Genomic DNA, 26,595 nt, shown 5'->3' on the forward strand with positions numbered 1-26,595 from the left:
TTTGTCCTTATTTGCTTAATTCTTGCCTTCTTTGTTCATAAGCATCTCTTAAAAATGGATATAAATTTGGTGTATTATAGTAAATTTCATCAATTTCATCAAGTTTAAAACTAAGTTCATTTCCAAAGCCATAAGTACTTATAGTAATACTAACCCATTGAGGCTCTATATAGCTTACGGGATTTGCATACCAAATTGCAGGCAAGGTTAAAGTATCTCTTAAATTACTAGGTCCTAATACAGGCAATACTAAATGAAAACCTCCGCCAACCCCCCAATGTCCTAAAACTGTTCCAAGATCAGCAGGATGTTTTTTTAATCCCATTTTGCTAGCTGGATCCATTAAGCCCCCAAAACCCATAATTGTATTAGCGATAAATCTTTTAAATTCTTCTCCAGCATTTTCAAATTTAAATTGCAAAACATTTCCAACAAAACGCATAGGCGAAAATAAATTGTCAAAAAAATTTTTTACTCCCACACGAAAAAATTGAGGTGTAACCTGATCATAAACTTTTAAAATAGGACGAAATCCATAAGTGTATAAGGTCATATTAAAATGAGTCATAGCTTTATTATAGTTTACAAGTGGATCATTAATTTGATAATTTTTATATTCTTGCTCAAAGTCTTCAAAATTTTGATCCAATGCAAAAGAATAAGTTAATAATAACAATAATATGATTTTAATTTTCAAAATTTGAAACTCCAAAATAATAAAAGTCAATCAATTTTTATATCCCAAAAGAAGTCTATCCATTCTTTAGCTTCTTTAACCTTGAAGTCAGGTTCTAAAAGAGCCGTTTTTTTATAAAAAATTGTTGCAATTTTTAATTCAATATGAGGAAATTGTTCTTGCAATCTTCTTTTAATCTCAGATAAGCTTTCGCCACTATCTACTATATCATCAATGAGTAAAATTTTTTTATAATTTTTAAGATCTGGAATATTAAAAATTTCAATAGTATCGAGTTTTTTAGTATCATCATAATGTATAGAATTAAGACTAAAAAGATTACGAGTATTTAATGCAACAGCTAAAGAATGTCCCAAAGTCATGCCGCCTCTAGCAATGGCAATAAGAGCATCAGGATTAAATTCTTTTTTTATTTGTGAGGCTAAAAATTTAACATCTTCCTCAAAATAATTATAAGAATAAAAAAACATCTATCCCCTTTTTTATTGTAATGCAATTAGTAAAAAATTACCCAAAGAAATCAAACTTAAAACAACAATACCTAAATTAATTTGATTCCACTGGCGTTTAAAAACTCTTATGAGTAAATAAGTAAGAAAACCGAAAGCAAAACCTGAAGTAATGGAATAGGTAAGCGGCATCATGATTATAGTAAAAAAGCTACCTACTGCTATAGCTTCATCTTTAAAATCTATATTTTTAACTTCCATGAACATTAAAATTCCCACCATTATAAGAACAGGATAAATTGCATTTGCAGGTATGGCTTTAAAAAGCGGTAGTAAAAAAAGAGTTAAAACAAAGCATAAAGCTACAACTAGTGCTGTAAGACCGGTTCTACCACCACTTTCTACTCCAGTTGTGCTTTCAACAAAAGCTGTTACAGTAGATGTCCCAACTAAAGAACCAAGAGTAGATCCAGTAGCATCTGCCATTAAAGTTTTTCCAAGTTTTTTTTCGCCATTTTTAGCATCATCAAATATTTTTCCTCTCTCTCCTACTCCGGTAATAGTACCAATACTATCGAAAAGTTGGGTAATGAAAAAAGTAAGTATGATAGGAATCATACCAATATTTAAAGCATTTTTGATATCTAATTTGAAAAAAATTGCCCCTAAGCCATTGGCAGAATCAAAAGCAGGTAGAGAGAATAGTTGGGTTGGAAATTGTGCTTGATCAATATGAAAAATCCAAGCAATAATTGAGCTAATTAAAACTCCAAAAATAAAAGCTCCTTTGAGTTTTACAGCCCAAAAAAAGATAATAAGTGCAAGAGTAAAAATTCCAAAAAGCACATGAGAACTTCCAAAATTTCCTATTCCTACCAAAGTATCTTTATTGTGCTCAATAATTCCCATCTGACTCAATCCCAAAAAAGTGATAAAACAGCCAATACCTGCACAAATTGCTAATCTTAAATCTTTAGGTATATTTCTAATAATCCAAAGGCGAAAATGCGTAAATGAAAGAATAAGAAAAATAATACTTGAAATAAAAACAGCCCCTAAAGCACTTTGCCAAGGAATTTTTTGTGCTCCACAAACCGCAAAGGTAAAATAAGCATTTAAACCCATACCAACGCTCATGGCAACTGGCGTATTAGCAAAAAAAGCATTAAAAGCACTTGCTATAATAGTAACCAAGGTGGTTGCTGTGATTAAAGCTTCTATGGGCATACCAGTATTGCTTACAATTGCTGAATTGACAGGGATGATATAAACCATAGCTAAAAAAGTGGTCAATCCAGCGATTAATTCTGTACGAAAATTAGTTTTATTTTCTTTAAGTTTGAACAAATTTATCTCCTAAATTAATAAATTTTTAACTCATTGTATAAACTATCTCGTTCTACAGGGATTAAGTTGGCAGTTTTAATCATATCTATAAAAGTTTTCAAGCTTGCTCCTTTGGCTGATTTTGCCCCTCCAGCACTTTGAATACTTTCTTTTTCAATAGTTCCATCTAAATCATTGGCACCAAATTCTTGAGCTACCATAGCTAAATTTAGAGTCATTGTTGCCCAATATGCTTTGATATTTTTAATATTATCAAGTACTAAACGTGAAATGGCAACCGTTTTTAAAATTTCTTCACTGTCCATAATTTTATCAGTTTGTATAAAGCTATTATTTCTTTGCCAAACTAAAGGAATGAAAGCATTAAACCCACCAGTTTCATCTTGTAAATTTCTAAGTCTAAACATATGATCGATTCTATGTTTTCTTTCTTCTATATGTCCAAAAAGCATGGTAGCATTACTTTGCTTATCTTTTTTGTGCCATAGTTTGTGAATTTTTAACCAATTTTCGCTACTAACTTTTCCATGGCAAATTTTTTTACGAATTTCTTCATCAAAAATTTCAGCTCCTCCGCCAGGCATTGAATCTACACCATATTCTAACATTTTTTCTATCACTTCTTCATAGCTCATTGCAAAACGTCGATGTAAGAAATCAATTTCAGCTGCTGTCATAGCCTTTATATGAATATAGGGATATTTTTCTTTAATCATTTTAAAAATTTCTAAGTACCATTGCCAGCTTGTATCTTTATTATGAGCAGAAACTATATGCACTTCTTTTGTGCCACGAGTTACAGTTTCATCAACTATTTTCATGATTTCATCGTGAGTCATTATATAAGGATTTGGATTTTTGCGATGGGCTGAAAAGGCACAAAATTTACAAGTATCTGCACAGATATTAGTTGGATTGATATGGCGATTAATATTAAAATAAACTTTTTTTCCGTGAAATTTTTCACGTCTTTTATGAGCTAATTTACCTAAAGTAAAAAGATCTAAATCCCAAAGTCTATTTGCTTCTTCCTGATTAATTCTTTCTTCATTTTCCAGTTTTTTAATTAAATTTTTCATTTGATTATCACTTGTTTTATTTTTTAAAATTTTAAGATAAACATTATAAATTCTTACTGAAAAAAAGATTGATATTATAGGTAAATTTCGATAAAATAGAGTTTTATCTGTATTTTAAAAAAATATAATTTTAAAATAAATCATTAAAAAAGATAAGTTAAAATTCGATTGTTTAAAATAAATTAATTAATTTTTAAGAGAGTAAAAATGTGTGGAATAGTAGGTTATATAGGAAAAAGTGAAAAAAAACAAACTATAATAAGCGGACTTAAGGAACTTGAGTATCGTGGCTATGATAGTGCTGGTTTAGCAATAATGAAAGATGGAGAGCTTAATTTTTTTAAAGCTGTGGGAAAGCTTGAAAATTTATCCAATAAATGCGCTAATTTTTCTAGCGAAGGTTATGGATTTGCTATAGGACATACACGCTGGGCAACTCATGGCAAACCAACAGAAATTAATGCACATCCACATTTGGGTCAATATTCTTGCGTGATCCATAATGGGATTATTGAAAACTATAAAGAAATTAAAGACAAATTAGAGCAAAATAGTATTCATTTTTTAAGTCAAACTGATACTGAAGTGATAGTACAACTTTTTGAATTTTATGCCAAAGATATGGATACATTTGAGGCATTTAAAAAGACTATCAATGAATTGCGTGGAGCCTTTGCAATTCTTTTGATTACAAAAAAAGATCCTAATCATGTTTTTTTTGCTAAAAATGCAGCTCCTTTAATTGTAGGAAAAAATGAAGAAAATGAAATTTATTTTGCTAGTGCAGATACACCTTTAATTGGACTTTGTAATGAGGTAATTTATCTTGAGGATTTGAGCTTAGGCTATGCCAATAAAGAAGAACTAGTGATTTTTGAAAATGATAAACTTAAAAGCAATTCTTTTATAAAATTGCGAGGCGATAAGGCTTTTGCTAAAAAAGATGGTTTTCGCTTTTTTATGGAAAAAGAAATTTATGAACAAAGTCGCGTTATGAGTGAAGTTTTGATGGGGCGTATTAATGGCGATGAAGTAGTTTTTGATGAGCTTGAAAATGAAAATTTAAGCGATATTGAAGAAATTACTTTATGTGCATGTGGAACAAGTTATCATGCAGCCATGGCTAGTGCTTATTTATTTGAACGTTTGGCAAAAATTAAAGCTAAGGTTGAGATCGCAAGCGAATTTCGCTATCGCGATGCAGTAATTAAACCTAATTCTTTATTTATTGTAATCTCTCAAAGTGGAGAAACTGCAGATACATTGGAGGCTTTAAAAATAGCAAAAGAACAAGGCGCAAAAACTTTTGCAATTTGTAATGTTGATAATTCTAATATGGTACGTTTAGCTCATTTAAGTCTTTTAACTCGTGCAGGTATTGAAAAAGGAGTAGCCTCAACGAAAGCTTTTGCAACTCAAATTTTAACACTTTGGATGTTGGCTATTTTTATTGCACAAAAGAAAAATTTTGATATTTCTAGAGAAATTAAAGCCTTATTGCATACGCCAAATTGTGTTAAAGTAAATGCAAAATTACATGAAAAAATTCATCGTTTATCTAAACGCTATCTTGATGGACATGGTTTTTTCTTTATAGGACGCGACGTTTTTTATCCTTTAGCTTTAGAAGGTGCTTTAAAATTAAAAGAACTTTCTTATTTACATGCTGAAGGCTATCCAGCAGGTGAAATGAAGCACGGTCCTATAGCATTAGCTGATTCTAAACTTTATACCATTGCTTTAATGCCTAAAAATATGCTTTATGAAAAAACAAAATCCAATGTTGAAGAATTAATTGCTAGAGATTCTACTGTGCTTAGTATTTCGCCTTTGGAATTTGATTTGAGCGATGATTTTATAAAAACCAATGAGCAAAATCATTATATGTGTGAATTTTTTGAAATGATGGTAATTACACAACTTTTAGCGATGGAGATTTCTATTAGATTGGGTAATGATGTAGATATGCCAAGAAATCTTGCAAAAAGTGTAACAGTAGAGTAAAAATCTATTGTGTGCAGTTTTGAAACAAAGTTTATTTAAATACATACTTATTGATTTAAAATTTAAACTATAAGCTAATTTTATGTCTATTTTTGTTTAAATCATTATATGAAATTAAAATTGAAGGAAAATATAATGGAGTATAGAATAGAGCATGATACAATGGGTGAAGTTAGAGTGCCAAATGATAAATATTGGGGAGCGCAAACCCAGAGAAGTTTTGAAAATTTTAAAATCGGTTGTGAAAAAATGCCAAAGGTTTTAATTTATGCTTTTGCTAATCTTAAAAAATCTTTAGCTTTGGTTAATCATAAACTTGGCAAACTTGATGATACTAAAAAAAATGCCATAGTGCAAGCTTGTGATGAAATTATTTTAGGTAAATTTGATGATAATTTTCCGCTTGCCATTTGGCAAACAGGTTCAGGCACACAAAGCAATATGAATATGAATGAAGTTATTGCAAATCGTGCCACTGAAATTATGGGCGGAGATTTTCGTAAAGAAAAGCTTGTGCATCCAAATGATCATGTTAATATGAGTCAAAGTTCAAATGATACTTTTCCAACAGCTATGAGTATCGTTGCAGTTGAGCAAGTAGAGAAAAAGCTTATCCCTGCTTTAGATAAACTTATTGCAACTTTTGAAAAAAAAGTAAAAGAATTTGATGGTATTATCAAGATAGGACGCACGCATTTACAAGATGCTACGCCACTTACTCTAGCACAAGAATTTAGTGGTTATTTGTCAATGCTTTTACACTCTAAGGAGCAAATTATTGCTTCTTTGCCAAGCTTAAGGGAGTTAGCTATTGGTGGAACAGCTGTAGGAACAGGTCTTAATGCTCATCCAGAGCTTGGTGAAAAAGTTAGTGAAGAATTAAGCAAACTGATAGGGACTAAGTTTATTTCAAGCCCAAATAAATTCTATGCTTTAACAAGTCATGATGCGATTAATTTTACACATGGAGCTATGAAAGGTTTAGCTGCAAATTTGATGAAAATTGCTAATGATATTAGATGGTTATCTTCAGGTCCAAGATGCGGACTTGGAGAGCTTAGCATTCCTGAAAATGAACCAGGAAGCTCTATAATGCCAGGTAAAGTAAATCCAACTCAATGTGAAGCTATAACAATGGTTGCAGTTCAAGTTATGGGAAATGATGCAACAATTGGATTTGCAGCAAGCCAAGGAAATTTCGAACTCAATGTTTTTAAACCTGTGATTATTTATAATTTTTTACAAAGTCTTGATTTGTTGGCTGATTCTATGCATTCATTTAATATCCATTGTGCTGTAGGTATAGAACCTAATCGTAAAAGAATTGATTACAACCTTCATAATTCTTTAATGCTAGTTACCGCCTTAAATCCATATATTGGTTATGAAAATGCTGCAAAAGTAGCTAAAAATGCACATAAAAAAGGAATTTCTTTAAAAGAAAGTGCAATAGAGCTTGGTTTAGTTAGTGAAGAAGATTTTAATCAATTTGTTGATCCAACTAAAATGATAGGACCAAAAGCTTAATTTGAATTTATCTAGCTAAGCTAGATAAATCAGATCAGTTTTTTATCTTTTAAAATTACATACATTCTAATCGTAGAAATAAAAAAAGTTAAAATTGCAGGACCTAAAATAATACCCCAAAAACCAAAGCTTGATATTCCTGCTATCATGGCTAGGAAAATCAAGAGCTCATTAATTTTTGTTGGTGTTTTAACGAGTTTTTTATTGATCCATTTTATAATTAAAGGCTTGATTAAAGTATCAGCGATAAAAGAAATAATAACTATAGAATAAATTAAAATTACAAGTGCTGAATTTAAACCATTAGAAGCAAATTCATAAAGACTTACTGGTATATAAACTAAAGCACCACCAACAGCTGGTATTAAAGAGCTAACAGCAAAAATTGCTCCCATTAAAATTCCATCATATCCATAAAACATGGTAATAATTCCAAATAGAGTTCCTTGAAAAATAGCAATGATTACCATAGAATAAAGCACAACAGCCATTACATTGCCAACTTCTGATAAAACATCATCTAATTCATTTCTATCTACTGGAACGATTGATTTTAGGTAAATGACGAGTTCGGTTCCATATAAATTAGCAAAAAAATAAAAAACACAAATTAAAGCCATATCTATGAGAAATTTAGCTCCAGATTTTGTAAAGCTTGAGGCATAATTTAAAGCTTGTTTTGAAATATTGTTTAAATCTATAGAGGCTAAAAATTCTTTGACCTTTGGTTCTAAGAAATTAAATCCTTCAGGTAGGGTAAATTGATAATTTTTTATATAATCTAGCGTATTAGAAATTAAGCTAATATCAAAGTTTTTTAAAGTTTTAGCTAGTTCTATCATCGTGTAAAAAAAAGGAGCAAAAAATAAAATTACCATACAAGAAGTTGTTAAAATTGAAGCAAAAAATTTATGCCCTTTAGTCAGATGTAAAAATTTTGCATTTATATTAGATGTTGCTACTGCCATTAAACTTGCAATAATAATTACAAGTAAAAAGCTTTTAAAAAGATAAAGTAAAAGTGATAAAATAACTAAAATAAAAGAAATTAAAAATATTTTTCCGTTTTTCAAAAAACTACTCCTCAAATAAATTTTTTTGATATTTTAATTTTAATACATTAAAGCTTTTATGACTCGCTATGCGTCCTTTGGCAGTGCGTTCTATATAGCCATTTGCTAATAAATAAGGTTCTATAACATCTTCAATCGTATTTTCATCTTCGCTTAAAGCTGCAGCTATACTTGCAAGTCCCATAGGTTTTTGTTTTGCTGCTGTTAAAAGTTCAAGATATCTTAAATCCATCGCATCAAAACCCAATTCATTTACTCCTAAAGAATTTAAAGCTTCATTAGCTCTTTTTAGAGTAATATTTTTTTCATCATTAACATCAGCAAAATCTCTCACTCTTTTTAAAAGCCGAAGTGCAATTCTAGGTGTAGATCTTGATCTTTTTGCGATTTCAAGTGCTGCATCTTCTTCACAGACTTTATTAAGTTTTAAAGCAGCTTTTTGAAGTATAGTTGCAAGTTCATTATCTTTGTAAAATTCTAAACGAAATTGCATACCAAAACGATCTCTTAAGGGATTACTAAGCATACCCGCACGTGTAGTGGCACCTATGAGTGTGAATTTGGGCAGATCAATTTTTATTGTTTGTGCCGCAGGACCACTTCCTATAATGATATCTAAGCGATAATCTTCCATTGCTGGATAAAGTACTTCTTCAATAGCAGGGCTTAGACGATGAATTTCATCGATAAATAAAACATCACCTTCGCTTAAATTCGTTAAAATGGCAGCTAAATCTCCACTTTTTTCTATCATCGGTGCAGCTGTTGTTTTAATATTTGCTTCCATTTCATAAGAAATAATATTAGCTAAAGTTGTTTTTCCAAGTCCTGCTGGACCACTAAAGAGGATATGATCTAAACATTCATTTCGTTTTTTTGCTGCAGCAATAAAAACATTTAAATTTTTTTTAATACTTTCTTGTCCTATATAGCCATCAAAACTTGAAGGGCGTAAAGAATTTTCATAAGTTTCATCAAAAGAATATTTTTCTATTTCTACTATTCTATCCATTTTTCATTCTTGTATTTCTGAGAAAATTAAAATAAGATTTTAACTAAATTTTGCTAGAATTTACTTAAACTTTATAATATGGTTTAAAAATGGGAATTTTAACAAAATTAGAATTAGAATATGAAATTGACGATATAGAAAAGTTTTTGCAATTTTTTAGAACAATGTGCGATAGGTTTGAACCTTTGATTATAAAGCTAGGTAGTGATAGTGTGCGTTATAAAGAAGCAATTAAAGAACTTGAAACTTTAGCACACAATACCGCATGGGCTGCAAGGCGCTTAGAGCTTAATGAGATTACTGATTTTTGTGTATTTTGTGAAGAAATGATGGCACAAGCAAATCGTTTTGAAGGTCCAGCTAGTGAAGAATTTACAGATTGGATGCTTTTAGTCAGTGACCAATTTGAAAAATATTGCCGTTCATATGAAAATGATGATTCAGTTTTAGCTGTTTTTAATCCTTTAATTGTTAATGTTCCAAATATTATTTCTAAATAATGGGAGCGACTTGGCTTCGACAGGAGTAGGTCTGCTTGGATGGCATGTCGCTTTGGGCAAAGCGTAAAAAGCCTAAATAAAATTAAACGCAAACAACGTTAAATTTGCTCCTGCTTACGCTAAAGCTGCGTAAGTTCAGTTGAGCCTGAATTTTAAGTCATACTATCTAGCTTAAAATTTGGTCATCTTAAGATAGTGTAGCTTAAAACTTGACGCATTTTAAGTGAAATTAAAGTCTTAGCTATATTTTTAAGTTTTGGAAGATGAGCGAAATATAGTGAAAAGTCATCTTTACTAAGCATGTAGAGGTCTTTGCGGGGTTATTTTTGGACAGGGGTTCAATTCCCCTCGCTTCCACCATTAATTTTCCTTAAATAATTTTGATGCTAATTGTGTTGCTTTAGCTTGATCTGTATCTTTTTTCAAAGTTTGATATATTTTATTAACATAATCTTCTAAGGTTTGTTGAGAATCTATAATTTTATCATTTTGCTCAACTTTAATATATTCTCCATCGCTTTGTAATTCATAAGCTAGGGTATTATCACTAAGTTGCAAACGTAAAAATTCTGCCAATTTAGCTTTATTTCTTTCATCAAAAATTGGAGTCATAAGTTCTAAACGACGCTCTAAATTTCTTGGCATCCAATCTGCACTTGATATAAAATAATTAGGTTCACTATGTTTAAAATAAAATATTCTCGCGTGTTCTAGATATTTTCCTATTATGCTTCTTACGCGTATATTTTTACTATATTCTTGATTGGGTTTTAAACAGCAAATGCCTCTTACGATAAGATCGATTTGAACTCCTTGCAAACTTGCTTCATAAAGAGCTTTTATAATATGACTATCTACAAGAGAATTCATTTTAGCAATGATAACACCTTCGCCACCTTTAGCTGTTTCTATGCGGATCATTTCTAGAATTTTTTCTTTGATTTGATTAGGACTCATAGAAAGAGTTTTAAGACGACGATTTTTATTAAAGCCAGATAAAATATGAAAAAAACTTGTTACATCTTGAGCAATTTCAGCTTTATTAGTAAAATAACTCATATCTGTATATAATTTTGCACTGCTTGCGTTATAATTTCCCGTGCTTAAATGGATATAAAATTTAAGTTTTTCTCCTTGTTTGCGTATCACTTGAGAAACTTTAGCATGTACTTTAAAGCCTCTAATTCCATAAATAACATGTGCGCCTGCATTCTCTAAAGCTTTTGCCCAGTGCAAATTATTTTCTTCGTCAAAACGAGCTTTTAACTCTACCATAACTGTAACTTGTTTTCCTTCACTAGCAGCATCAATTAAAGCTTGAACGATGTTTGAATTCTTTTCAACTCTATAAAGTGTCATTCTTATAGAAATAACTTCAGGATCTTGACTTGCTTCTTTTATAAATTTATACACAGGATCAAAACTTTCATAAGGTTGAATGATTAAAATATCTTCTTTATCGATTGCATTAAAGATAGATAAATTTTCATCAAAAGGCGGTAAGGTTTTTGGTGTATAAAGGGGGCTTAAAAGATGAGTAAAAGTTTTATTTCCTACGATTTGCCAAATTCTAGGAAGATTTAACAAGGTAGAATATTCATAAACATCTTTGTGAAAAATTTTCATATGAGTGCTTAAAAATTCAACTATTTGTTCATCTGCATCTTTTTGAATTTGAAGTCTAACAAAAGCACCTTTTCTTCTTAGTTTTAAACCTTGCTCAAGTATCATCATAAAATCATCTGCTTCTTCTTCTTCGATAACCATATCCGCATTTCTTGTTACTCTAAATGCCGCTGAAGCTAATAGCTTGTAGCCAGGAAAAATTTCTTCAATGTGTTGATGAACGATACTTTCAATAGGCACATAAATATTTGAAACTACTTCATAAAAACGAGGTAATACTCTTGAAATTCTTACCATTCCAAATTTAATAAGCTCAGGATGTGATTTGTCACAAATTTTAACCGCTAAAGAAAAAGATAGATTATTTAAATGCGGAAATGGATGAGTTGCATCAACAGCTATAGGGACAATTACAGGAAATATATTTGAGAAAAAATATTCATCACATTTTTGCTTTAAATTTTCATCTAAATGATCGTATTGCTTAATAAATAAATTTTCTTTTTCAAGCTCTTGTGTGATTTCTTTGAAATATTCTTCTAATAATTCTTTTTCTTCATGCAAATATTTACGTATGGCTTTAAGTTGCTCTAAAGGAGTCATTTCATCACTACTACTTGTATTTACACCTGCAGAAAATAATTGCTTAAGTCCAGCAACACGTATCATATAAAATTCATCCAAATTAGTGCAATATATAGCGATAAATTTAAGTCTTTCTAGCAAAGGCATTGATTTTGTGCATTGATTTAAAACTCTTGAATTAAAGCGTAACCATGAAAGTTCTCTATTTAAAAACATATCAGGAGTTGTTTGCATAGAAAATTTCCTTTTTTTATTTTAATTTTAACATTTGAAAATCAACGATTTTTTATCAAATTTACAAAATTTAGACCTTATAAAATAAACTTTGAATTTTATTTTAAATTAAATATATTTCTAAAATAATATAATATATAAAAAATAAAAAATAATTTAATTAATTAAATATAAATATATTTAAATATTTATTAACAATATTTACGTTAGCATTTCAAGTTATTTTTTAATTTAAATACTTTTCTAAGGAGTATAGGGTTGAAAAAAACTTTAAGTTTATTTAATATTTTTCTTGTTTTGCTTTTTATATTTTTTATTATCGGCTTTTATACTTTTTACAATGCAAAAGGCACATCTTATTTGAGTAGTGCGAGTGAATCTTGCAATAACTGCCATATTATGAATGAAGTTTATAATGAATATATGCAAGGACCACACTCTAAAAAGTTTAAAGGTGAACCTAGAGCAACCTGTGTGGATTGTCATTTACCTCATGAATTTTTTGCCAAATGGATTGCTAAAGCACAAAGTGGATTAGGCCATGCTTATGCTTTTACCTTTAAACTCGATGAACTTCCTACAAATTTAAGTGCAAACAATAAAAGTCGAGAAATTATACAGCAAAATTGCATCCATTGTCATGCAGACTTTGCACAAACAGCAATTAATGCAACTACTAATCCCCACGCACATGATTCTTTAAAATGTATTTCTTGCCATAAAGACGTGGGTCATAAACATGGAATTTAATAAGGAGATTATGTCATGAAAAAAAATATTTTACGCTTAGGTATTATTATTCTTGTTTTACTTATTTTGGGTGTTTTATGGCTTAATAATGATATTGAACAAAAAAAGAAAGATGAAGCAAATAAAAATACAATTGCTATAAGCGCTGATCCTTCTTTGTTAAGTGATGATGATCCTAATTATGAGAGATGGGGTAAGGTTTTTCCTGAGCAGCTTGATATGTATTTAAAGGTTGAAAAAGAAAAGCCGCAAGCTACTGAATTTGGTGGCAACTTAGCTTATTCTAAATTGATTCGTTTTCCTCAATTAACTATATTGTGGGCAGGTTATCCTTTTAGTATTGATGCTAATGAAGAAAGAGGTCATTTTTGGGTTCAAATTGATCAAATGAAAACTGCAAGAAATAATAAAGATTTTTTAAATGCCCATGGATTTAAAGCTTTTAAAGGACAGCCTACAGCTTGTATGAATTGTCATAGTGGATGGACTCCGTGGTTGATTAAAAACGTTGCTAAAGAAGACTTTGTTGCATTTAATTCTACAAATTATTGGACGATGATGAAAAATATTCCTGCAGCTAATGGTATTATAGAAAATTCACCACAGCATGCTGGAGCACATGGCGGAAAAAGAATGGGTGTAACTTGTGCAGATTGCCATAATCCAAGCGATATGAGTTTAAGAATAACCCGCCAAGCTGCTATTAATGCTTTAGTAGTAAGAGGTTATGAAAAAGATTCTATTCAAGGTATAAAAGCAAGTAGAGAAGAAATGAGAACTTTAGTTTGTTCTCAATGTCATGTGGAATATTATTTTAAACCAACTGGAGAAAAAGTTAAAGTAATGGGGGAAAGTATTGCTGATGATAGTTCTAAAAAATGGTGGGATGGCACTCAAAAAACTTACGATGAGTATGAATTTTGGAGAGATGGTAATAAAGCAAAAGAAATACAAACTAATGGTATTATTCTTACTTTTCCTTGGGATGATTGGAAAAAAGGGCAACCATTTAGAATTGAAATGTTTGATGAGTACTATGATAAAATTCGTACGATATTTGGTGCAGATTTTATACACAAACTTACAGGGGCGCCAATTATTAAAATTCAACACCCTGAAAGCGAACTTTATAGCGGTGGTGTGCACGCTTTAAATGGTGTAAGTTGTGCAGATTGCCATATGCCTTATATAAGAGAAGGTGCTAAGAAGATTTCTCAGCACAATATCACTTCTCCTTTAAGAGATATTAATTCAGCTTGTAAAGCTTGTCATAAACAAAGTGAAAATGAGTTAAGAGAGCAAGTTAAAGATATACAAAATATAGTTGCTTCAGAGCAAAGAACAGCTGAATATGCTTTGGTAAGCTTTATAATGGATATTAAAAAATTACGTGAAAAATTAGGTACTATGGAACAATTTCAAATTGATAATAAACCAGATGAAACTAAAATCAGTGCAGAATTAAAAGATATTTTAGAGCTTCATAGGAAATCTCAAATGAGAGTTGATTTTGTTAATGCTGAAAATTCAACAGGTTTTCATAATCCACGTGAAGCTTCGAGAATTATTTTTCAAGCTATAAATATGACAAGAATGGGACAAGCTAAGCTTTTGGAAATTGCAAATGCAAATAACATAAAAGATTTTCAAATTTCAAATTTAGGTTTTGAAGATATTCAGAAATTAAATCCAGGCGAGCTTTATTATAAAGTCGATGTTAATGCCCATAAAGCAGGAGAGCGTTATTATGGGAATGAAAAAGATGTTAATATTAATCCTCCAGAAGAACTTTTAAAAGAAGATAAAAATCTTTCTCCTTATAATTATAAATTTATAGATAAAAAATAAGTTACAAATCCTAGTTTCGGGATTTGTATTTTTTCGCATTTTTTGTTACAATTTTTCAAAAATAACTAGAAAGTTTGGAAAAAATGATTCGTAAAAATAAAATATTTAGACAAATTCATATTTATCTCAGTTTATTTTTCTTACCTTGTGCTTTGATATTTGCAATTTCAGGAATTGCTTATATTTTAGGCTTTAATCAAAATGTCGGTTTAGAAGTGCAAACTTATAAATTAAATCAATATATACAAAAAGGTAAAGAAAAAGAGGCTTTGATAGAATATCTTATAGAAAATAAATTAAAACTTCCATCAAATATTGAACCTATAAAAAGTAGAAATAAGGGAATAACTATAGGTACAGTTCATTATAGTGCCAACATAGCACCCATTAATGAAAACGAATATCTTATTACTCTTAATACTAGATCTTTATTAGGTGATATGATTATGCTGCATAAAGATAAAGGCTTATGGTATTTTTCTATACTGAGTATTGGATTTGGAGTTACTTTATTTTTACTTTATATTTCAGGTCTTATAATCACATTCTTTGCAAATAAGAAAGATAGAAAAAGACAATTATTTGTTTTGTCGTTGGGATTTTTAATTACTTTTATTTTAGCTTATATGAGTCTTTAAATTTTTATTTTAAGCTAAGTATTATTTAAATTACTATATAATTTTACTTTTATTTTTAAGGACAGATGGGTGAGTGGCTGAAACCACACCCCTGCTAAGGGTGCAGATCTTAACGGGTCTCGAGGGTTCAAATCCCTCTCTGTCCGCCACTTAATAAGATATTAAAAATCCAGTAGAAAGTCTTTGTAGTTTTTTATTGTAATCAATTAAGCTTTCTCCATAGCCATTAAAATACTGTAAATACCAATAAATTCCATTATTAAAAATATCATATCCTATATCAACTTGGATAGCGCCTTTATTACGATGAAAATTAAGATTATTTCTTAGCATTATATTAGCAAAATAATCTTTGCCTAAATATCCTAAATTTAAATCAAAGTTTCCTAAATAATGTGTAATGTCGGGATTATCATCATCTTTTCTTTCTTCAGGAATTCTATACCATATCCTAGGAACAAATAAAAAGCGTTTATAAAAAATAGCAGTTGAAACATAGATTCTATTCCATGAGCGAGATTCCAAATTTTCATCGCCTTTGCCATTACTTTCATGCAATACACCTAAACGAAGATTATTAAAAAATGGATAATCTTTAAGATAAAGAGGAAAATCTACAAAAAATTCAGGTTGATAATTGGTTTCCCTAAAAGGGGAGGAATGTTTATAATTTTGCCACCAAGAAGTTTGAGTATAACCTATATAGTATTTTTCATCAAGTCCAAATAAATTTTCAAATAATCTTTTTTTAATACTAAGTTGAAATTTTGTCTCCATTTTGCGACTATCATTTCCAAGCGATCCAAAACTATAAGCAAAAGGTAAGAAATAATTCATTTTATAAGCTGTAATACCAAGAGGATTAAAACCTGTATTTTCATCAAGATAATTTGCTAAGGCAAGTTTAGAAAAATCTTCCTTTTTTTGTGGATTATTTTTAAAAGTTTGAGTATTTGAAACCTTAATTTTTTCAGACTTTTTATCAGTAAAAGATTGATTTTGCATTTGATTTTGAGCTTTTAAAAGTAAATTTTTATAAATTTGTATAGCTTTTTTATAATCACCTTTTTTTTCAAATTCCATGGCTTCTTCAAAATTTTCAGCCCAAGCTAGATTATAGATCAAGAAAAATAAAATTATTTTTTTCATTTAAACTCACTTTTGAATTTTTCATACTCTTGATAAAAATTTAAATTTAAAAAGGCATCTTCATTTTCAAATTCTACAAATTTAGTCTTAACTTGAGAAAACAAAAATCCTATTTTATGTTCATTTTTTTTTAAATATTCTTCACATAAATTTTTTAAAGAGCTATGGTAAAACCCACATAAAGGGTGTTTATAAGATTTTGTTTTAGCTATAACAATGTGATAATCTCCTTTTAAAAAGGAATAGAGTTTTAAAATTTCATTTTCGCTGATATTGGGACTATCTACACTTAAAATAAAAACAAATTCATCCTTAAAATAAGAAAATATAGAATATAGTGCGAGCATAGGGGAATAAAATTGAAATTTTGGATCATCTTTTATAAGAGAAAATTGCTTGTTAAATTTATCTTCTTTAGCACTTATATAAACTTTTTTAAAAAAGTGTGACATTTTTTTGACTTGAAATTCACTTAAAGTTTCATTCTTGATTTTTAATTTACTTTTATCTTCGCCCATACGACTTGATTTTCCGCCACATAAAATCACACAATTTAATTCTTTAAGTTTCAAATTTTCATTCCTTTTTTAAAAACTCTACCATAAATTCGCTAAAATATCTTATAATTTTTTTATGAAATATACAGAACTTTTGCAATTAAAAGATTTTTTTAGCAATTTTAAAAAAGTTGATTTTATAAAACGTATCAATGATAATGTTTTAGAACTTAGCCTTGATAGACAAAAATTTATTTTTGATTTGAGTCGAATGGATAGTGCAATTTATACCGCTAAATTAAACGCTAAAAATTACCATGCTCCTTTTGATTTTATGCTTAAAAAATATTTTAGCAATGCTTTATTAAAAGATGTAAAAGTATTGCAAGATAATCGTATTTTATGTTTTCATACCTTTACAAATAAGTCCTATAAAAGCTATGAAAATAAAATTTATTTTGAATTTACAGGTAAAAATACTAATGTGATTATTACGGATGCAAATGAAATGATTATCGAGGCTTTAAGACATATTGACAAAAGTTATCGTATTGTAAAGCCCAATATTGTTTTAGAACTATTAAAACCTTATAAAATGGATGATCATTATGAAAAAATTGTTGATTTTAATCTCTATTTTGCTAATAAATTTAAATCTATTAGTCAAAATAAAATTCATCAAATTAAGATTTCAAAGCTTGCGCAAATTGATAAAAAAATACAAAATTTAAATGAAATTTTAAAATCTTTAGAACAAGAAGATTTATTAATCGAAAAAGCTTTAGAATATAGAAAAAAAGCAGATATTTTATTTGCAAATTTAAGTATTTTAAAAGATTATGAAAGAGAATTTGAACTTAATGATTTTGAAGATAAAAAAATACATTTTAAACTCGAAATAAGCCCTAAAGATAGCGCTAATTTATTTTATAAAAATGCTAAAAAGTTAGAACAAAGAGCTAGAAATTTAAATATACAAAGGGATAATTTAGAGCAAAAGTTAAATTTTGCTTTAAATTTAAAAGAATTGCTAAGACAAGCAAAAGATGAATTTGAGCTTGAAATTTTATTACCAAAAAAAAGCAATAGAAAAAGTAATGAAAATAAAGAAAGCGATCATATAGCTTATTTTTATATTCAAGAATTTAAAATTTGTGTGGGAAAAAATGAAAAAGGAAATGAAATTTTATTAAAAAATACAAAAAAGGATGATTTATGGTTCCATGTAAGAGATGTTCCAAGTTCTCATGTGATTATTGTTTCAAACAAGAGAAGTATTAGCGAAGATGTGATAGAATTTGCCGCAAAACTTTGCGTGAGTTTTTCAAAGTTAAAAAAAGGTTCTTATTGGGTCGATTATACTTTAAGAAATTTTGTCAAGGTTCAGCAAAAAGCATTTGTAAATTATATTAATTTTAAAAGTATTAATATTATAAAGGATTAAATATGCCTGTAAGCCCTTTAGGAAATATGAATTTTATCAACCAAAATATGGCCTATCCAGCAACTCAAGCGAGTAATGAGCTTGCAAAAGAAGGAGTTACTGCTGCTTTTAATATGGCAGCAACTAAAGAAGAAGAAAAGGTGATTGATAAGCTTGAAAAAGTCAATGAAACTCATGATATAAAAGAAGAGATCAAAGAGAAAGCAGAACAAGAAGAAAAAAAGAAAAAACATAAACAAGAATTAGAAAAAAATGATAAAGAAGAAGCTAGCGAAGAAAATGAAGAAAAAGAAAATTTTAAAGATATGCAAAGTATTCACCATATCGATATGAGTATTTAAAGGATAAAAAATGTTTAATTCAACTAGGATTATTTGGGGTTTATTGATGGTTGCAGCAGTGATTATCATTGCTTTAATCGATCAATTTTTTATTAATTTTATTATTTTTGGAATTTTGTTATTTTTGGCTTTTAATGAAGCAAAAAAACTTTTTAATTTAGAAAAAATAAGTATTATACCTTTAGTCTTAGCTTTTATTTTGGGCACTATGATGTTAAAACCTTTGTTTTTAGGAATTTTAGCCACACTTTTAATTTTAGGATATCAAGTATACAAAAAGTCAAATTTAAAACCTGTTCTGATTTATCTATATCCTAGTTTACCTATTTTAGCACTTTGGCAAATATATTTGACTCATGGGATGTTTGCTTTATTTTGGTTGATTTTAATTGTTGCAAGTTGTGATAGTGCTGCGTATTTTATAGGAAAACTTATTGGAAAAACTCCCTTTTCTCCTACAAGTCCTAATAAAACCTTAGAAGGTGTTATAGGTGGACTTATTTTTGCTAGTATACTTGGAAGCTTAATAGGAATTTTTGTCTATGGTTTTTGGCTTTCTTTGTTTTGTTCTTTCTTTTCAGCTTTTATGGCAGTTATAGGAGATTTGCTAGAAAGCTATTTTAAAAGAGAAGCGGGAGTAAAAGATAGTGGAGATCTTATCCCAGGACATGGTGGTTTACTTGATAGGATTGATGCAGTGATTATTGCTGCTTTTGTTATGGTTAGCTTTTTATGATTATTTTTGGAAGTACTGGAAGCATAGGGATAAATGCCCTTAAGCTTGCCGTTTTAAAAAATATCAAAATTTCAGCCCTTGCATGCGGGGAAAATATTAAACTTTTAAATGAGCAAATTCAAATTTTTAAGCCTCAATTTGTTGCTATTAAAAATGCTAAAGATAGACATTTAGTAAAGCATGATAAGGTTTTTATAGGTCAAGCTGGTTTAGAAGAGATTTTGCAAAATTGTGAAGATGATTTTTTACTTAATGCTGTAGTGGGATTTGCAGGATTAAAAAGTACGATTAAAGCAAAAGAATTAGGTAAAAAAATCGCCCTCGCTAATAAAGAAAGCTTAGTTGTAGCAGGAAATTTTTTAAAAGGGGCTAAAATTATCCCTGTTGATAGTGAGCATTCAGCTTTAAATTTTTTACTTAAAGATAAAAAAAATATAAAAAAACTTTATATAACAGCTAGTGGTGGAGCTTTTTATAAGAGCAAAATTAAAGATTTAAAAAATGCCACTCCTAAAGATGCCTTAAAACATCCTAATTGGACGATGGGGTCTAAGATAACTATAGATAGTGCTACTATGGTAAATAAGCTTTTTGAGATTATAGAAGCATATCATTTGTATGATTTTAAAAATATCGATGCTTTAATAGAGCCAAAATCGATTGTTCATGCAATGTGTGAATTTAAAAATGGTGCTACTACGGCATATTTTTCAAGAGCTGATATGAAGCTTGCTATTTCAGAAGCTATTTTTTCTTCTCATGAAGAAAAAATTTTAGAACCAGTTGATTTTGTTAAACTTTCTAGTTTAAAATTTCATGAAATAAGCACAAGAAAATATCCTGTCTATAAACTTAAAGATTTATTTTTAAAAGAACCTAATTTAGGTGTTATTATTAATGCGGCTAATGAGGTTGGAGTAGAAAATTTTTTAAATTATAAATCTAGTTTTTTAGATATTTCAAAAACTATTTTTAAGGCTATTGATCATTTTGGAATTCCTAAAATTTCAAGTATTGAAGAAGTTTTTGAATATGATGATAAAACAAGGAAATATTTAAAAGGTATTTAATGAGATTTTTTTTAGTTGTATTGTTTTTATATACAAATATTTTTGCTTTAGAATTTAGTGTAGGAGAAAATGGAAAAAGCTTAGATGATAATAATACGGTTTTAATTTTTGGTGGGATTCAAGGCGATGAGCCTGGCGGTTTTCATGCTGCAAGTTTGCTTTTGAGTGATTATAATATTACTAAGGGAAAAATTATAGTAGCGCCTAATTTAGCTTTTGATAGTATTATTAAGCGTTCTCGTGGGAATAATGGCGATTTAAACCGAAAATTTGCAAGCATTAGTCCAAAGGATCCTGATTATAAAACGATCGAGCGTATTAAAGAGCTTATTTTATTACCTGAAGTGAGTATGGTGATCAATCTTCATGATGGATGGGGATTTTATAAGCCTACCTATGTTGATGCTTTGCAAAATCCTAAAAGGTGGGGAAATTCTAGCGTAATTGATACAAGTGAAATTAACGCAAGTAAATATCCTGATCTTGAAAATATAGCAACGCAAACTGTTAATAGCGTCAATTCTTCTTTGGCTGATCCTAAGCATGCTTATCATCTGAAAAATACCAAAACACAAGAATTAGGCGACACAGAAATGCTTAAAGCTCTTACTTATTTTGTTATATCTCATCATAAAGCAGCTTTTGCCAATGAGGCAAGTAAGAATTTACCTGTTAATTTAAGAGCGTATTATCATCTTTTAGCGATTGAAAATTACTTAAAAACAGCAGGTATAGAATTTACAAGAGATTTTGAATTAACTCCAGAGGGTGTAAAAGAAGCGATAAATCGTGAGCTTGAGGTAAAGCTTTTTGATGATAGAATTTTGCTTTCTTTAAAAAATCCAAGAAAAACGATCAAATATTTACCTTTTCCGGTAAATAAAGAGTTAAATTATAATACAAGCAATGAGCTTACAGCTGTTATTGCTGATGGTTCTTCTTTTTTTGTTCAGTATGGCAATCGTTTCCAAACAAGAATTTATCCTGAGTATTTAGAATTTAGTGATCCTTTTGATGAGGTAGCTATAAAAGTAGATCAAAAAGATCTTATCGTGCATTTTGGTACCAAGGTAAAGGTTAAAGAAAATTTTTTAATTCCTAGTATCAAAGGAGTACGCGTTAATATTATAGGTTTTGATCATGGTAAAGATGAGAGTAATATTTTTATACATAAAAAAGATATGCAGCAAGCTTATTCTTTGGATATGGCGGGTAAAATTTATCGTGTAGAATTTTATGAATTAAGATGGGCGAATTTACAACAACTTTTAGAAAATACCATTGATGCAAAATTGATTAAAAAAACAAAAAATTTAGATCCAAGTATCTTAAAGTCTGCAAAAACTAAAGATAAATTTATCGGCTCTATTTTAGTGGAATTTGAATGAAAAATTTAATTTTAGCGATAGAAAGTTCATGTGATGATAGTTCTATTGCTATTATTAATAAAGATAATTTAAAATGTATTTTTTATAAGAAAATATCTCAAGAGCTTGAGCATAGTGTTTATGGGGGAGTAGTTCCAGAACTTGCGGCTAGGCTTCATAGCGCAGCATTACCGAGTATTTTAGAACAATGTAAATCTTATTTTAATCAGCTTTGTGCCATAGCGGTAACAAACGAACCTGGACTAAGTGTATCTTTACTTGGAGGTATAACAATGGCAAAAACTTTAGCTTTGAGTCTAAATTTACCTCTAATTGCAATCAATCATCTTAAAGGTCATATTTATAGTCTTTTTTTGGAGGAAAAAGCTATTTTTGATATAGGAATTTTGCTTGTCAGCGGTGGGCATACTATGGTGCTTTATATCAATAATAAAAAAGAAATTCAAATTTTAGCCAATACAAGTGATGATAGCTTTGGAGAGAGTTTTGATAAAGTGGCTAAAATGATGAATTTGCCTTATCCAGGAGGGGTAATTATAGAAAATTTAGCCAAAAATGCTAAAAATAAAAATATAAAATTTAGCATTCCTCTAAAACATTCTAAAGAGTTAGTTTATAGTTTTTCAGGGCTTAAAAATGCAGTGCGTTTAGAAATTTTAAAGTATGAAAATTTGGATGAAAATATAAAAGCAGAAATTGCTTATGGGTTTGAAGAGGCTGCTTGCGAACATATCATAGATAAATTAGAGAAGATTTTTAAACAATATTCTTTTAAAGAATTTGGTATTGTTGGGGGTGCTAGTGCGAATTTAAATTTACGTTCTCGTTTGCAGAGCTTGTGTGAAAAATATCATATAAAATTAAAACTAGCTCCTTTAAATTATTGTTCTGATAATGCTTTAATGATAGCTAGAGCTGCAGTGGATGCTTATGAAAGATCTGAATTTGTGAAAATAGATCAAGAAATTCTTAGCCCTAGGAGTCAAAATTTTTTAAGGATGTAGATAATGAAAAAAGCTTTTACGATTTTAGAACTTGTTTTTGTGATTATTATTTTAGGAATTTTAGCAGCTATTGCCTTGCCTAAATTAAGCTCAAGCAAAGATGAAGCAGAAATAAGTAAATCTTTGAATAATTTAAAAACTTTGATTAATGATATCAGTATTTATGCTTTAAAAAATGATGCCTTAAGTACTATAAAATCCATGAGTAATGTTAGCGGGGTTGAAAATATTGATTTAAAAGATTTTAGCGGAATAAAAGAAGCAAATTTTCGCGTAGGTGATGATGAACAGTGTTTAAAACTTGTATTTGTTAATAAATCAGATTTTATTTTGATGGGAATTTCAAGTAATGAAACTAGCAAAAAAGTTATAGAAAATGGCTCTAGTTCTGATTTGGAAAACATTGATTTTACAAGTACCTCTAAAAGTAAAGCTTGTGTATCTTTGAGTAAAAATGAACATTTTAAAAACCTTGCCTCAAAAACTTATACTTTAATAGGGGTCAATGATGCAAATTAATAGAATTTACGAGATTGATTCTTGTGATGATGTTGAACTTGATATAAAAAGAGAATCTAAACTTGAGTTTAAACTTTGTTTTGATGATGAAAAAAAGTTAGAAGCTTTAGTTTTTATTACCCCAGGGCTAGGTGGCGATGCTGATGATAATTATCGTGAGCATTTGGCACAAACAATAGCAAGTGATTTAAATGTAGCTGTGGTTAGTGTAAATTATCATTGTATAGGAAATCGTCCTCAAACTGGATCAACTTTTTATTTAGATGAGATTGATAAACTTATTTTAGATGCTACTACTCAAGCTGCAGGCATAAAACTTCCCTATAGTGTAGATAAAATTCAAAATTATGATCAAATGAGTGAAATTTTTCATTTTATTAATCAAACTTTGATAAAAGGAAAAAAAGAGGGTAAATTTAGATTGGATTATTTTTTGAATCTTCATGTTAGTTTACAACCTGCAAAAAATGAATATCAAAATTTTGGCATTATGCAAGCCCAAGATCTTATAAATGTAGCCCTTTATTTAAAGAAAAATGCTCCTTTTGATACCATGGGGGGGGGTATTCCTGTGATTATGATCGGTAGTTCTCATGGAGGATATTTATCTCATTTGGCTGCAAAAATTGCTCCATGGCTTATAAATGGTGTGATCGATAATTCTAGTTATGCTAAATTTCTTTGGAAATTAGTTGGATTTGGAAAAGAGATTGATTTTATGCAGTATTCTGAATTTGATACATTTAAATTCTTTGATCATATATGCGTACGTTGTTCTAGTAAAACTTTTTGGACGAGCAATAGCTCTTCGCCTTATTTTTTTTCTCCAGCAAGACGCATGATTCGCAATATATTAGAACCAAGTCATCTTCAAATCCAATCAACTTATCCAAAACCTTATTATGTGAGTTATCATTCTTTTTATGATAGAAGGATAGCTCCACCAGAAGATAAAATAGAGCTTTATGGTATTTTTCAAAAATATTATTTTGATGCAAAACTTTATATGATTAAAGACCAAATTCAAATTGATGGAAAATTTATAAAAAGTTTGGATCATGGTATGGGAATGTCTATAAAAACACTTATAAAAAAAGAACTTCCTATTATGCTTGAAAAGATTAAAAATAATCCTAAAAAAGAGTATAAAGATAAAAGCATAAGTTATCCTTGTGAAGATTTACTTTATAGCTTTACTCAAAAAGAGGATAAGATATTTTTGGAGATTAAAGGAAATAAATGAATATATTAGAAAAAAATATCCAAGCTTTAGCTAGCGGAACAAATGAACCTTTAGCCTTAAAACTCAATGATTTTTTAAAAAATCAAAAATGCACCCGTTTTTCTTTAGATGAAAATTTAAATATTTTTGATTTAAAAAATCAAGTTTTTATGTATAATGATGTAAACCAAGAAATTGACTATTTTAAAAATGCAATTTTGGAAAAAACTTTAAGATATCCTTTTGTTTGTATTTATGGTATAGGAAATGCTTTATTGCTTAAAAGTTTAATTTCTTTTTATAAATATATTTTTATTTTTGAAAGCGAAATAGAGCTTTTTATTTTAGCTTTAAGCGTGATTGATCTTAGCAAAGAACTAAGTAATGGTAAAATTTATCTTGTGGATATCAATGAGGAAAAAGTAAATATGCAACTAAGCATACTTTTTGGTCAAAGGGATATGTTTGAATATTTAAGTCTTTATGAAATATTTATGAACTCTTATTATCAAAAATATTTTATAGATGAAATTTCTCAAATAAATGATAAGATCTACGAAACCATTAATTTTATTATTAGAAATTTAGATCCTAGTTCTAAAATACCTTTAATATGTTATGATAATTTTATACAAAATATCCCCTTAATGTTAAAAAGTATTCCTTTTCAAAGAATTATCCAAGAAAGAAAAAATCAATTTGAAAATTGTATAGTGGTTTGTGCTGGACCTAGTCTTGAAAAACAAATTCCACTTTTAAAAAAATACCAAGAAAATTTTGTGATTTTTTGTGCTGATGGAGCTTTTCCTTTGCTTTATAAAAATGATATAATTCCTGATTATATTTTAAATTTAGATTTAGAAGAATATCCAATTGAATTTTTCAAAGATATTGATATCAATAAATTAGAGAAAACTTTATTTATATTGGCTCAAAGCACTCATCCAAGTGTTGTTAATTTTTTAAAAAATATCAATTTTGCTATAGTTTTAAATGGAGATATAACTTATGAAAAATTAAATCTTTTTGATTTTGGTTATTTAGAAGTTGGAACACATGTGGGTCATATGTGCTATACTTTAGCTTTAGCTTTAGGATTTAAAAATATTATTATAATAGGTCAAGATTTAGCTTACAATGATAAAGGTAATTCTCATTTTAGTGATTTTATCTTAGGAAAAGATGCTGATCTTGCATTAAATATTCCCAGTTTAAAAACTTTAGCTTATGGCGGAGTTAAAGAAGTTTTTACTCATATCGGATGGGATGATTATAGAAAAAAATTAGAATTTTTATTTGCTAATAACACCCAAGCTAATTTTTGTAATGCTACTGAAGGCGGAGCTAGGATAGCCTTTACAAAAGAGCTTAGTTTTAAAGAATGTTGTTTAAAATTTGCTAATCAAAAGAAAAAAATATTAGAAATTCCAAAAAAATTAACTTCAAATAGAAGTGACAAATTTTTGAAAAAAGTTATAGAAATTTTAAAAAAAGATTTGCATATTATTAATCAAACTTTAGAAGATGCTAAGATTTTATATAATGCTTTGGAAAAAATTTTATTAAATGAAGATAAATTGCCTTTGAATTTTTTATCAAATATTTATAAAAATATAGAAAATTTTAATTTTGTTTTAGAAAAAAATGAAATTTTTAAAGAGGGAATTTTTAGAGGAATTTTTTTTAAAAGAGGTTTTGAATTAAGTCAAATTATTACTTTAAAAATTCAAGAAGAAGAAAAATATTTGCTATTAATGATCAAAGTTTATAAAAATTGGCTTATTTTGTTAATTGAAAAATTAATTACAATAAAAGGAAGTTTGGAAAAAATCATTTAATTTTATATCAAAATTTTA

24 protein-coding genes, 1 tRNA gene and 1 other RNA gene are annotated in these 26,595 nt (G+C 28.8%); 17 read left to right on the plus strand and 9 right to left on the minus strand.

Going from position 1 to position 26,595, the window contains the following annotated elements:
* Positions 1–7: 7 nt before the first annotated feature.
* Genes ACD570_RS02930 through mqnE form a run of 4 tightly spaced genes read right to left on the minus strand, consistent with a single transcriptional unit; the run spans position 8 to position 3,572 of the window.
* Positions 8–697, minus strand: coding sequence for a VacJ family lipoprotein (locus ACD570_RS02930; RefSeq protein ID WP_337207647.1), 690 nt, complete (start codon positions 695–697; stop codon positions 8–10).
* 26 nt (positions 698–723) lie between these two features.
* Positions 724–1,167, minus strand: coding sequence for a phosphoribosyltransferase (locus tag ACD570_RS02935; RefSeq protein WP_200280682.1), 444 nt, complete (start codon positions 1,165–1,167; stop codon positions 724–726).
* A gap of 12 nt (positions 1,168–1,179) precedes the next feature.
* Positions 1,180–2,499 carry an NCS2 family permease gene (locus ACD570_RS02940; protein ID WP_200280863.1) on the minus strand — a complete coding sequence of 440 codons (1,320 nt, stop codon included), beginning with the start codon at positions 2,497–2,499 and terminating at the stop codon, positions 1,180–1,182.
* 8 nt (positions 2,500–2,507) lie between these two features.
* On the minus strand, positions 2,508–3,572 hold the full coding sequence (gene mqnE, locus ACD570_RS02945) for an aminofutalosine synthase MqnE (protein WP_200280678.1): 1,065 nt from the start codon (positions 3,570–3,572) through the stop codon (positions 2,508–2,510).
* Between the two features lie 207 nt (positions 3,573–3,779).
* Between mqnE and glmS the strand changes: the two genes are divergently transcribed.
* Together glmS and fumC are read left to right on the plus strand one after the other, a co-directional pair.
* A complete protein-coding gene (gene glmS, locus ACD570_RS02950) occupies positions 3,780–5,576 on the plus strand; it encodes a glutamine--fructose-6-phosphate transaminase (isomerizing) (protein WP_417904372.1) in 1,797 nt (598 codons plus the stop codon).
* A gap of 135 nt (positions 5,577–5,711) precedes the next feature.
* A complete protein-coding gene (gene fumC / locus ACD570_RS02955) occupies positions 5,712–7,103 on the plus strand; it encodes a class II fumarate hydratase (protein ID WP_417904373.1) in 1,392 nt (463 codons plus the stop codon).
* 29 nt (positions 7,104–7,132) lie between these two features.
* Here the strand turns inward: fumC and ACD570_RS02960 are convergent, their stop codons facing one another.
* Positions 7,133–8,176 carry an AI-2E family transporter gene (locus ACD570_RS02960; protein WP_337210984.1) on the minus strand — a complete coding sequence of 348 codons (1,044 nt, stop codon included), beginning with the start codon at positions 8,174–8,176 and terminating at the stop codon, positions 7,133–7,135.
* Positions 8,177–8,180: 4 nt separating this feature from the next.
* Positions 8,181–9,188, minus strand: coding sequence for a Holliday junction branch migration DNA helicase RuvB (gene ruvB / locus ACD570_RS02965; RefSeq protein WP_337210985.1), 1,008 nt, complete (start codon positions 9,186–9,188; stop codon positions 8,181–8,183).
* Positions 9,189–9,277: 89 nt separating this feature from the next.
* Between ruvB and ACD570_RS02970 the strand changes: the two genes are divergently transcribed.
* Together ACD570_RS02970 and ssrA are read left to right on the plus strand one after the other, a co-directional pair.
* A complete protein-coding gene (locus ACD570_RS02970) occupies positions 9,278–9,688 on the plus strand; it encodes a histidine phosphotransferase (RefSeq protein WP_200280663.1) in 411 nt (136 codons plus the stop codon).
* Between the two features lies 1 nt (position 9,689).
* Positions 9,690–10,048: a transfer-messenger RNA gene (gene ssrA / locus ACD570_RS02975) on the plus strand.
* On the opposite strand, the gene ACD570_RS02980 is transcribed toward ssrA, so the two are convergent.
* The gene (locus ACD570_RS02980; RefSeq protein WP_337199391.1) at positions 10,049–12,133 is read right to left on the minus strand and encodes an RNA degradosome polyphosphate kinase; all 2,085 of its coding nucleotides are present in this window, start codon (positions 12,131–12,133) and stop codon (positions 10,049–10,051) included.
* Positions 12,134–12,391: 258 nt separating this feature from the next.
* Between ACD570_RS02980 and nrfH the strand changes: the two genes are divergently transcribed.
* The 4 genes from nrfH to ACD570_RS03000 all read left to right on the plus strand — a co-directional run bounded on the left by nrfH (position 12,392) and on the right by ACD570_RS03000 (position 15,518).
* Positions 12,392–12,883 carry a cytochrome c nitrite reductase small subunit gene (gene nrfH / locus ACD570_RS02985; RefSeq protein ID WP_337198778.1) on the plus strand — a complete coding sequence of 164 codons (492 nt, stop codon included), beginning with the start codon at positions 12,392–12,394 and terminating at the stop codon, positions 12,881–12,883.
* 15 nt (positions 12,884–12,898) lie between these two features.
* On the plus strand, positions 12,899–14,731 hold the full coding sequence (locus ACD570_RS02990) for an ammonia-forming cytochrome c nitrite reductase subunit c552 (RefSeq protein ID WP_417904374.1): 1,833 nt from the start codon (positions 12,899–12,901) through the stop codon (positions 14,729–14,731).
* Between the two features lie 83 nt (positions 14,732–14,814).
* Entirely contained in the window at positions 14,815–15,369 is a 555-nt protein-coding gene (locus ACD570_RS02995) for a hypothetical protein (protein WP_417904375.1), read from the plus strand.
* Positions 15,370–15,428: 59 nt separating this feature from the next.
* Positions 15,429–15,518: transfer RNA gene (locus tag ACD570_RS03000), tRNA-Ser, on the plus strand.
* A 1-nt stretch (position 15,519) separates the two neighbouring features.
* On the opposite strand, the gene ACD570_RS03005 is transcribed toward ACD570_RS03000, so the two are convergent.
* A complete protein-coding gene (locus tag ACD570_RS03005) occupies positions 15,520–16,518 on the minus strand; it encodes a phospholipase A (RefSeq protein ID WP_337207652.1) in 999 nt (332 codons plus the stop codon).
* Positions 16,515–17,090, minus strand: coding sequence for a molybdenum cofactor guanylyltransferase (locus ACD570_RS03010; protein ID WP_337205007.1), 576 nt, complete (start codon positions 17,088–17,090; stop codon positions 16,515–16,517). The genes ACD570_RS03005 and ACD570_RS03010 overlap by 4 nt, the downstream gene beginning before the upstream one ends.
* Before the next feature lie 61 nt (positions 17,091–17,151).
* Here ACD570_RS03010 and ACD570_RS03015 point away from each other — a divergent pair, with 61 nt between their 5' ends.
* Genes ACD570_RS03015 through ACD570_RS03055 form a run of 9 tightly spaced genes read left to right on the plus strand, consistent with a single transcriptional unit; the run spans position 17,152 to position 26,577 of the window.
* Entirely contained in the window at positions 17,152–18,459 is a 1,308-nt protein-coding gene (locus ACD570_RS03015) for an NFACT RNA binding domain-containing protein (RefSeq protein ID WP_337207653.1), read from the plus strand.
* A gap of 2 nt (positions 18,460–18,461) precedes the next feature.
* Complete coding sequence (locus ACD570_RS03020; RefSeq protein ID WP_337209599.1) at positions 18,462–18,800, plus strand: hypothetical protein; 339 nt, start codon at positions 18,462–18,464, stop codon at positions 18,798–18,800.
* Positions 18,801–18,810: 10 nt separating this feature from the next.
* On the plus strand, positions 18,811–19,536 hold the full coding sequence (locus tag ACD570_RS03025) for a phosphatidate cytidylyltransferase (protein ID WP_417904376.1): 726 nt from the start codon (positions 18,811–18,813) through the stop codon (positions 19,534–19,536).
* Positions 19,533–20,606: a 1-deoxy-D-xylulose-5-phosphate reductoisomerase gene (dxr, locus tag ACD570_RS03030; RefSeq protein ID WP_337210124.1), complete on the plus strand. Its 1,074-nt coding sequence runs from the start codon at positions 19,533–19,535 to the stop codon at positions 20,604–20,606. Before ACD570_RS03025 ends, dxr begins: the two co-directional genes overlap by 4 nt.
* Positions 20,606–21,994 (plus strand): M99 family carboxypeptidase catalytic domain-containing protein, encoded by a 1,389-nt coding sequence (locus ACD570_RS03035; protein ID WP_239819953.1) that lies wholly within the window; start codon positions 20,606–20,608, stop codon positions 21,992–21,994. The genes dxr and ACD570_RS03035 overlap by 1 nt, the downstream gene beginning before the upstream one ends.
* On the plus strand, positions 21,991–22,998 hold the full coding sequence (tsaD, locus tag ACD570_RS03040; RefSeq protein ID WP_200280635.1) for a tRNA (adenosine(37)-N6)-threonylcarbamoyltransferase complex transferase subunit TsaD: 1,008 nt from the start codon (positions 21,991–21,993) through the stop codon (positions 22,996–22,998). Before ACD570_RS03035 ends, tsaD begins: the two co-directional genes overlap by 4 nt.
* Positions 22,999–23,001: 3 nt before the next feature.
* Entirely contained in the window at positions 23,002–23,517 is a 516-nt protein-coding gene (locus tag ACD570_RS03045; protein ID WP_239819951.1) for a prepilin-type N-terminal cleavage/methylation domain-containing protein, read from the plus strand.
* The gene (locus ACD570_RS03050) at positions 23,507–24,760 is read left to right on the plus strand and encodes a DUF2920 family protein (protein WP_417904377.1); all 1,254 of its coding nucleotides are present in this window, start codon (positions 23,507–23,509) and stop codon (positions 24,758–24,760) included. Before ACD570_RS03045 ends, ACD570_RS03050 begins: the two co-directional genes overlap by 11 nt.
* The gene (locus tag ACD570_RS03055; RefSeq protein ID WP_417904378.1) at positions 24,757–26,577 is read left to right on the plus strand and encodes a motility associated factor glycosyltransferase family protein; all 1,821 of its coding nucleotides are present in this window, start codon (positions 24,757–24,759) and stop codon (positions 26,575–26,577) included. Before ACD570_RS03050 ends, ACD570_RS03055 begins: the two co-directional genes overlap by 4 nt.
* Positions 26,578–26,595 lie beyond the last annotated feature (18 nt).

It is taken from the genome of Campylobacter sp. LH-2024, from assembly GCF_048270605.1.
Taxonomy (GTDB): Bacteria; Campylobacterota; Campylobacteria; order Campylobacterales; family Campylobacteraceae; genus Campylobacter_D; species Campylobacter_D molothri.

Excerpts from the sequence above, each read along its gene's own strand:
- ACD570_RS02970 (WP_200280663.1), top strand. The coding sequence starts at position 9,278 with ATGGGAATTTTAACAAAATTAGAATTAGAATATGAAATTGACGATATA.
- ACD570_RS02980 (WP_337199391.1), bottom strand. The coding sequence starts at position 12,133 with ATGCAAACAACTCCTGATATGTTTTTAAATAGAGAACTTTCATGGTTA.
- ACD570_RS03005 (WP_337207652.1), bottom strand. The coding sequence starts at position 16,518 with ATGAAAAAAATAATTTTATTTTTCTTGATCTATAATCTAGCTTGGGCT.
- glmS (WP_417904372.1), top strand. The coding sequence starts at position 3,780 with ATGTGTGGAATAGTAGGTTATATAGGAAAAAGTGAAAAAAAACAAACT.
- ACD570_RS03025 (WP_417904376.1), top strand. The coding sequence starts at position 18,811 with ATGTTTAATTCAACTAGGATTATTTGGGGTTTATTGATGGTTGCAGCA.
- ACD570_RS03055 (WP_417904378.1), top strand. The coding sequence starts at position 24,757 with ATGAATATATTAGAAAAAAATATCCAAGCTTTAGCTAGCGGAACAAAT.
- ACD570_RS03045 (WP_239819951.1), top strand. The coding sequence starts at position 23,002 with ATGAAAAAAGCTTTTACGATTTTAGAACTTGTTTTTGTGATTATTATT.
- tsaD (WP_200280635.1), top strand. The coding sequence starts at position 21,991 with ATGAAAAATTTAATTTTAGCGATAGAAAGTTCATGTGATGATAGTTCT.
- ruvB (WP_337210985.1), bottom strand. The coding sequence starts at position 9,188 with ATGGATAGAATAGTAGAAATAGAAAAATATTCTTTTGATGAAACTTAT.
- mqnE (WP_200280678.1), bottom strand. The coding sequence starts at position 3,572 with ATGAAAAATTTAATTAAAAAACTGGAAAATGAAGAAAGAATTAATCAG.
- ACD570_RS03020 (WP_337209599.1), top strand. The coding sequence starts at position 18,462 with ATGCCTGTAAGCCCTTTAGGAAATATGAATTTTATCAACCAAAATATG.
- ACD570_RS02935 (WP_200280682.1), bottom strand. The coding sequence starts at position 1,167 with ATGTTTTTTTATTCTTATAATTATTTTGAGGAAGATGTTAAATTTTTA.
- ACD570_RS02990 (WP_417904374.1), top strand. The coding sequence starts at position 12,899 with ATGAAAAAAAATATTTTACGCTTAGGTATTATTATTCTTGTTTTACTT.
- fumC (WP_417904373.1), top strand. The coding sequence starts at position 5,712 with ATGGAGTATAGAATAGAGCATGATACAATGGGTGAAGTTAGAGTGCCA.
- dxr (WP_337210124.1), top strand. The coding sequence starts at position 19,533 with ATGATTATTTTTGGAAGTACTGGAAGCATAGGGATAAATGCCCTTAAG.
- ACD570_RS03015 (WP_337207653.1), top strand. The coding sequence starts at position 17,152 with ATGAAATATACAGAACTTTTGCAATTAAAAGATTTTTTTAGCAATTTT.
- ACD570_RS02995 (WP_417904375.1), top strand. The coding sequence starts at position 14,815 with ATGATTCGTAAAAATAAAATATTTAGACAAATTCATATTTATCTCAGT.
- ACD570_RS03050 (WP_417904377.1), top strand. The coding sequence starts at position 23,507 with ATGCAAATTAATAGAATTTACGAGATTGATTCTTGTGATGATGTTGAA.
- ACD570_RS03035 (WP_239819953.1), top strand. The coding sequence starts at position 20,606 with ATGAGATTTTTTTTAGTTGTATTGTTTTTATATACAAATATTTTTGCT.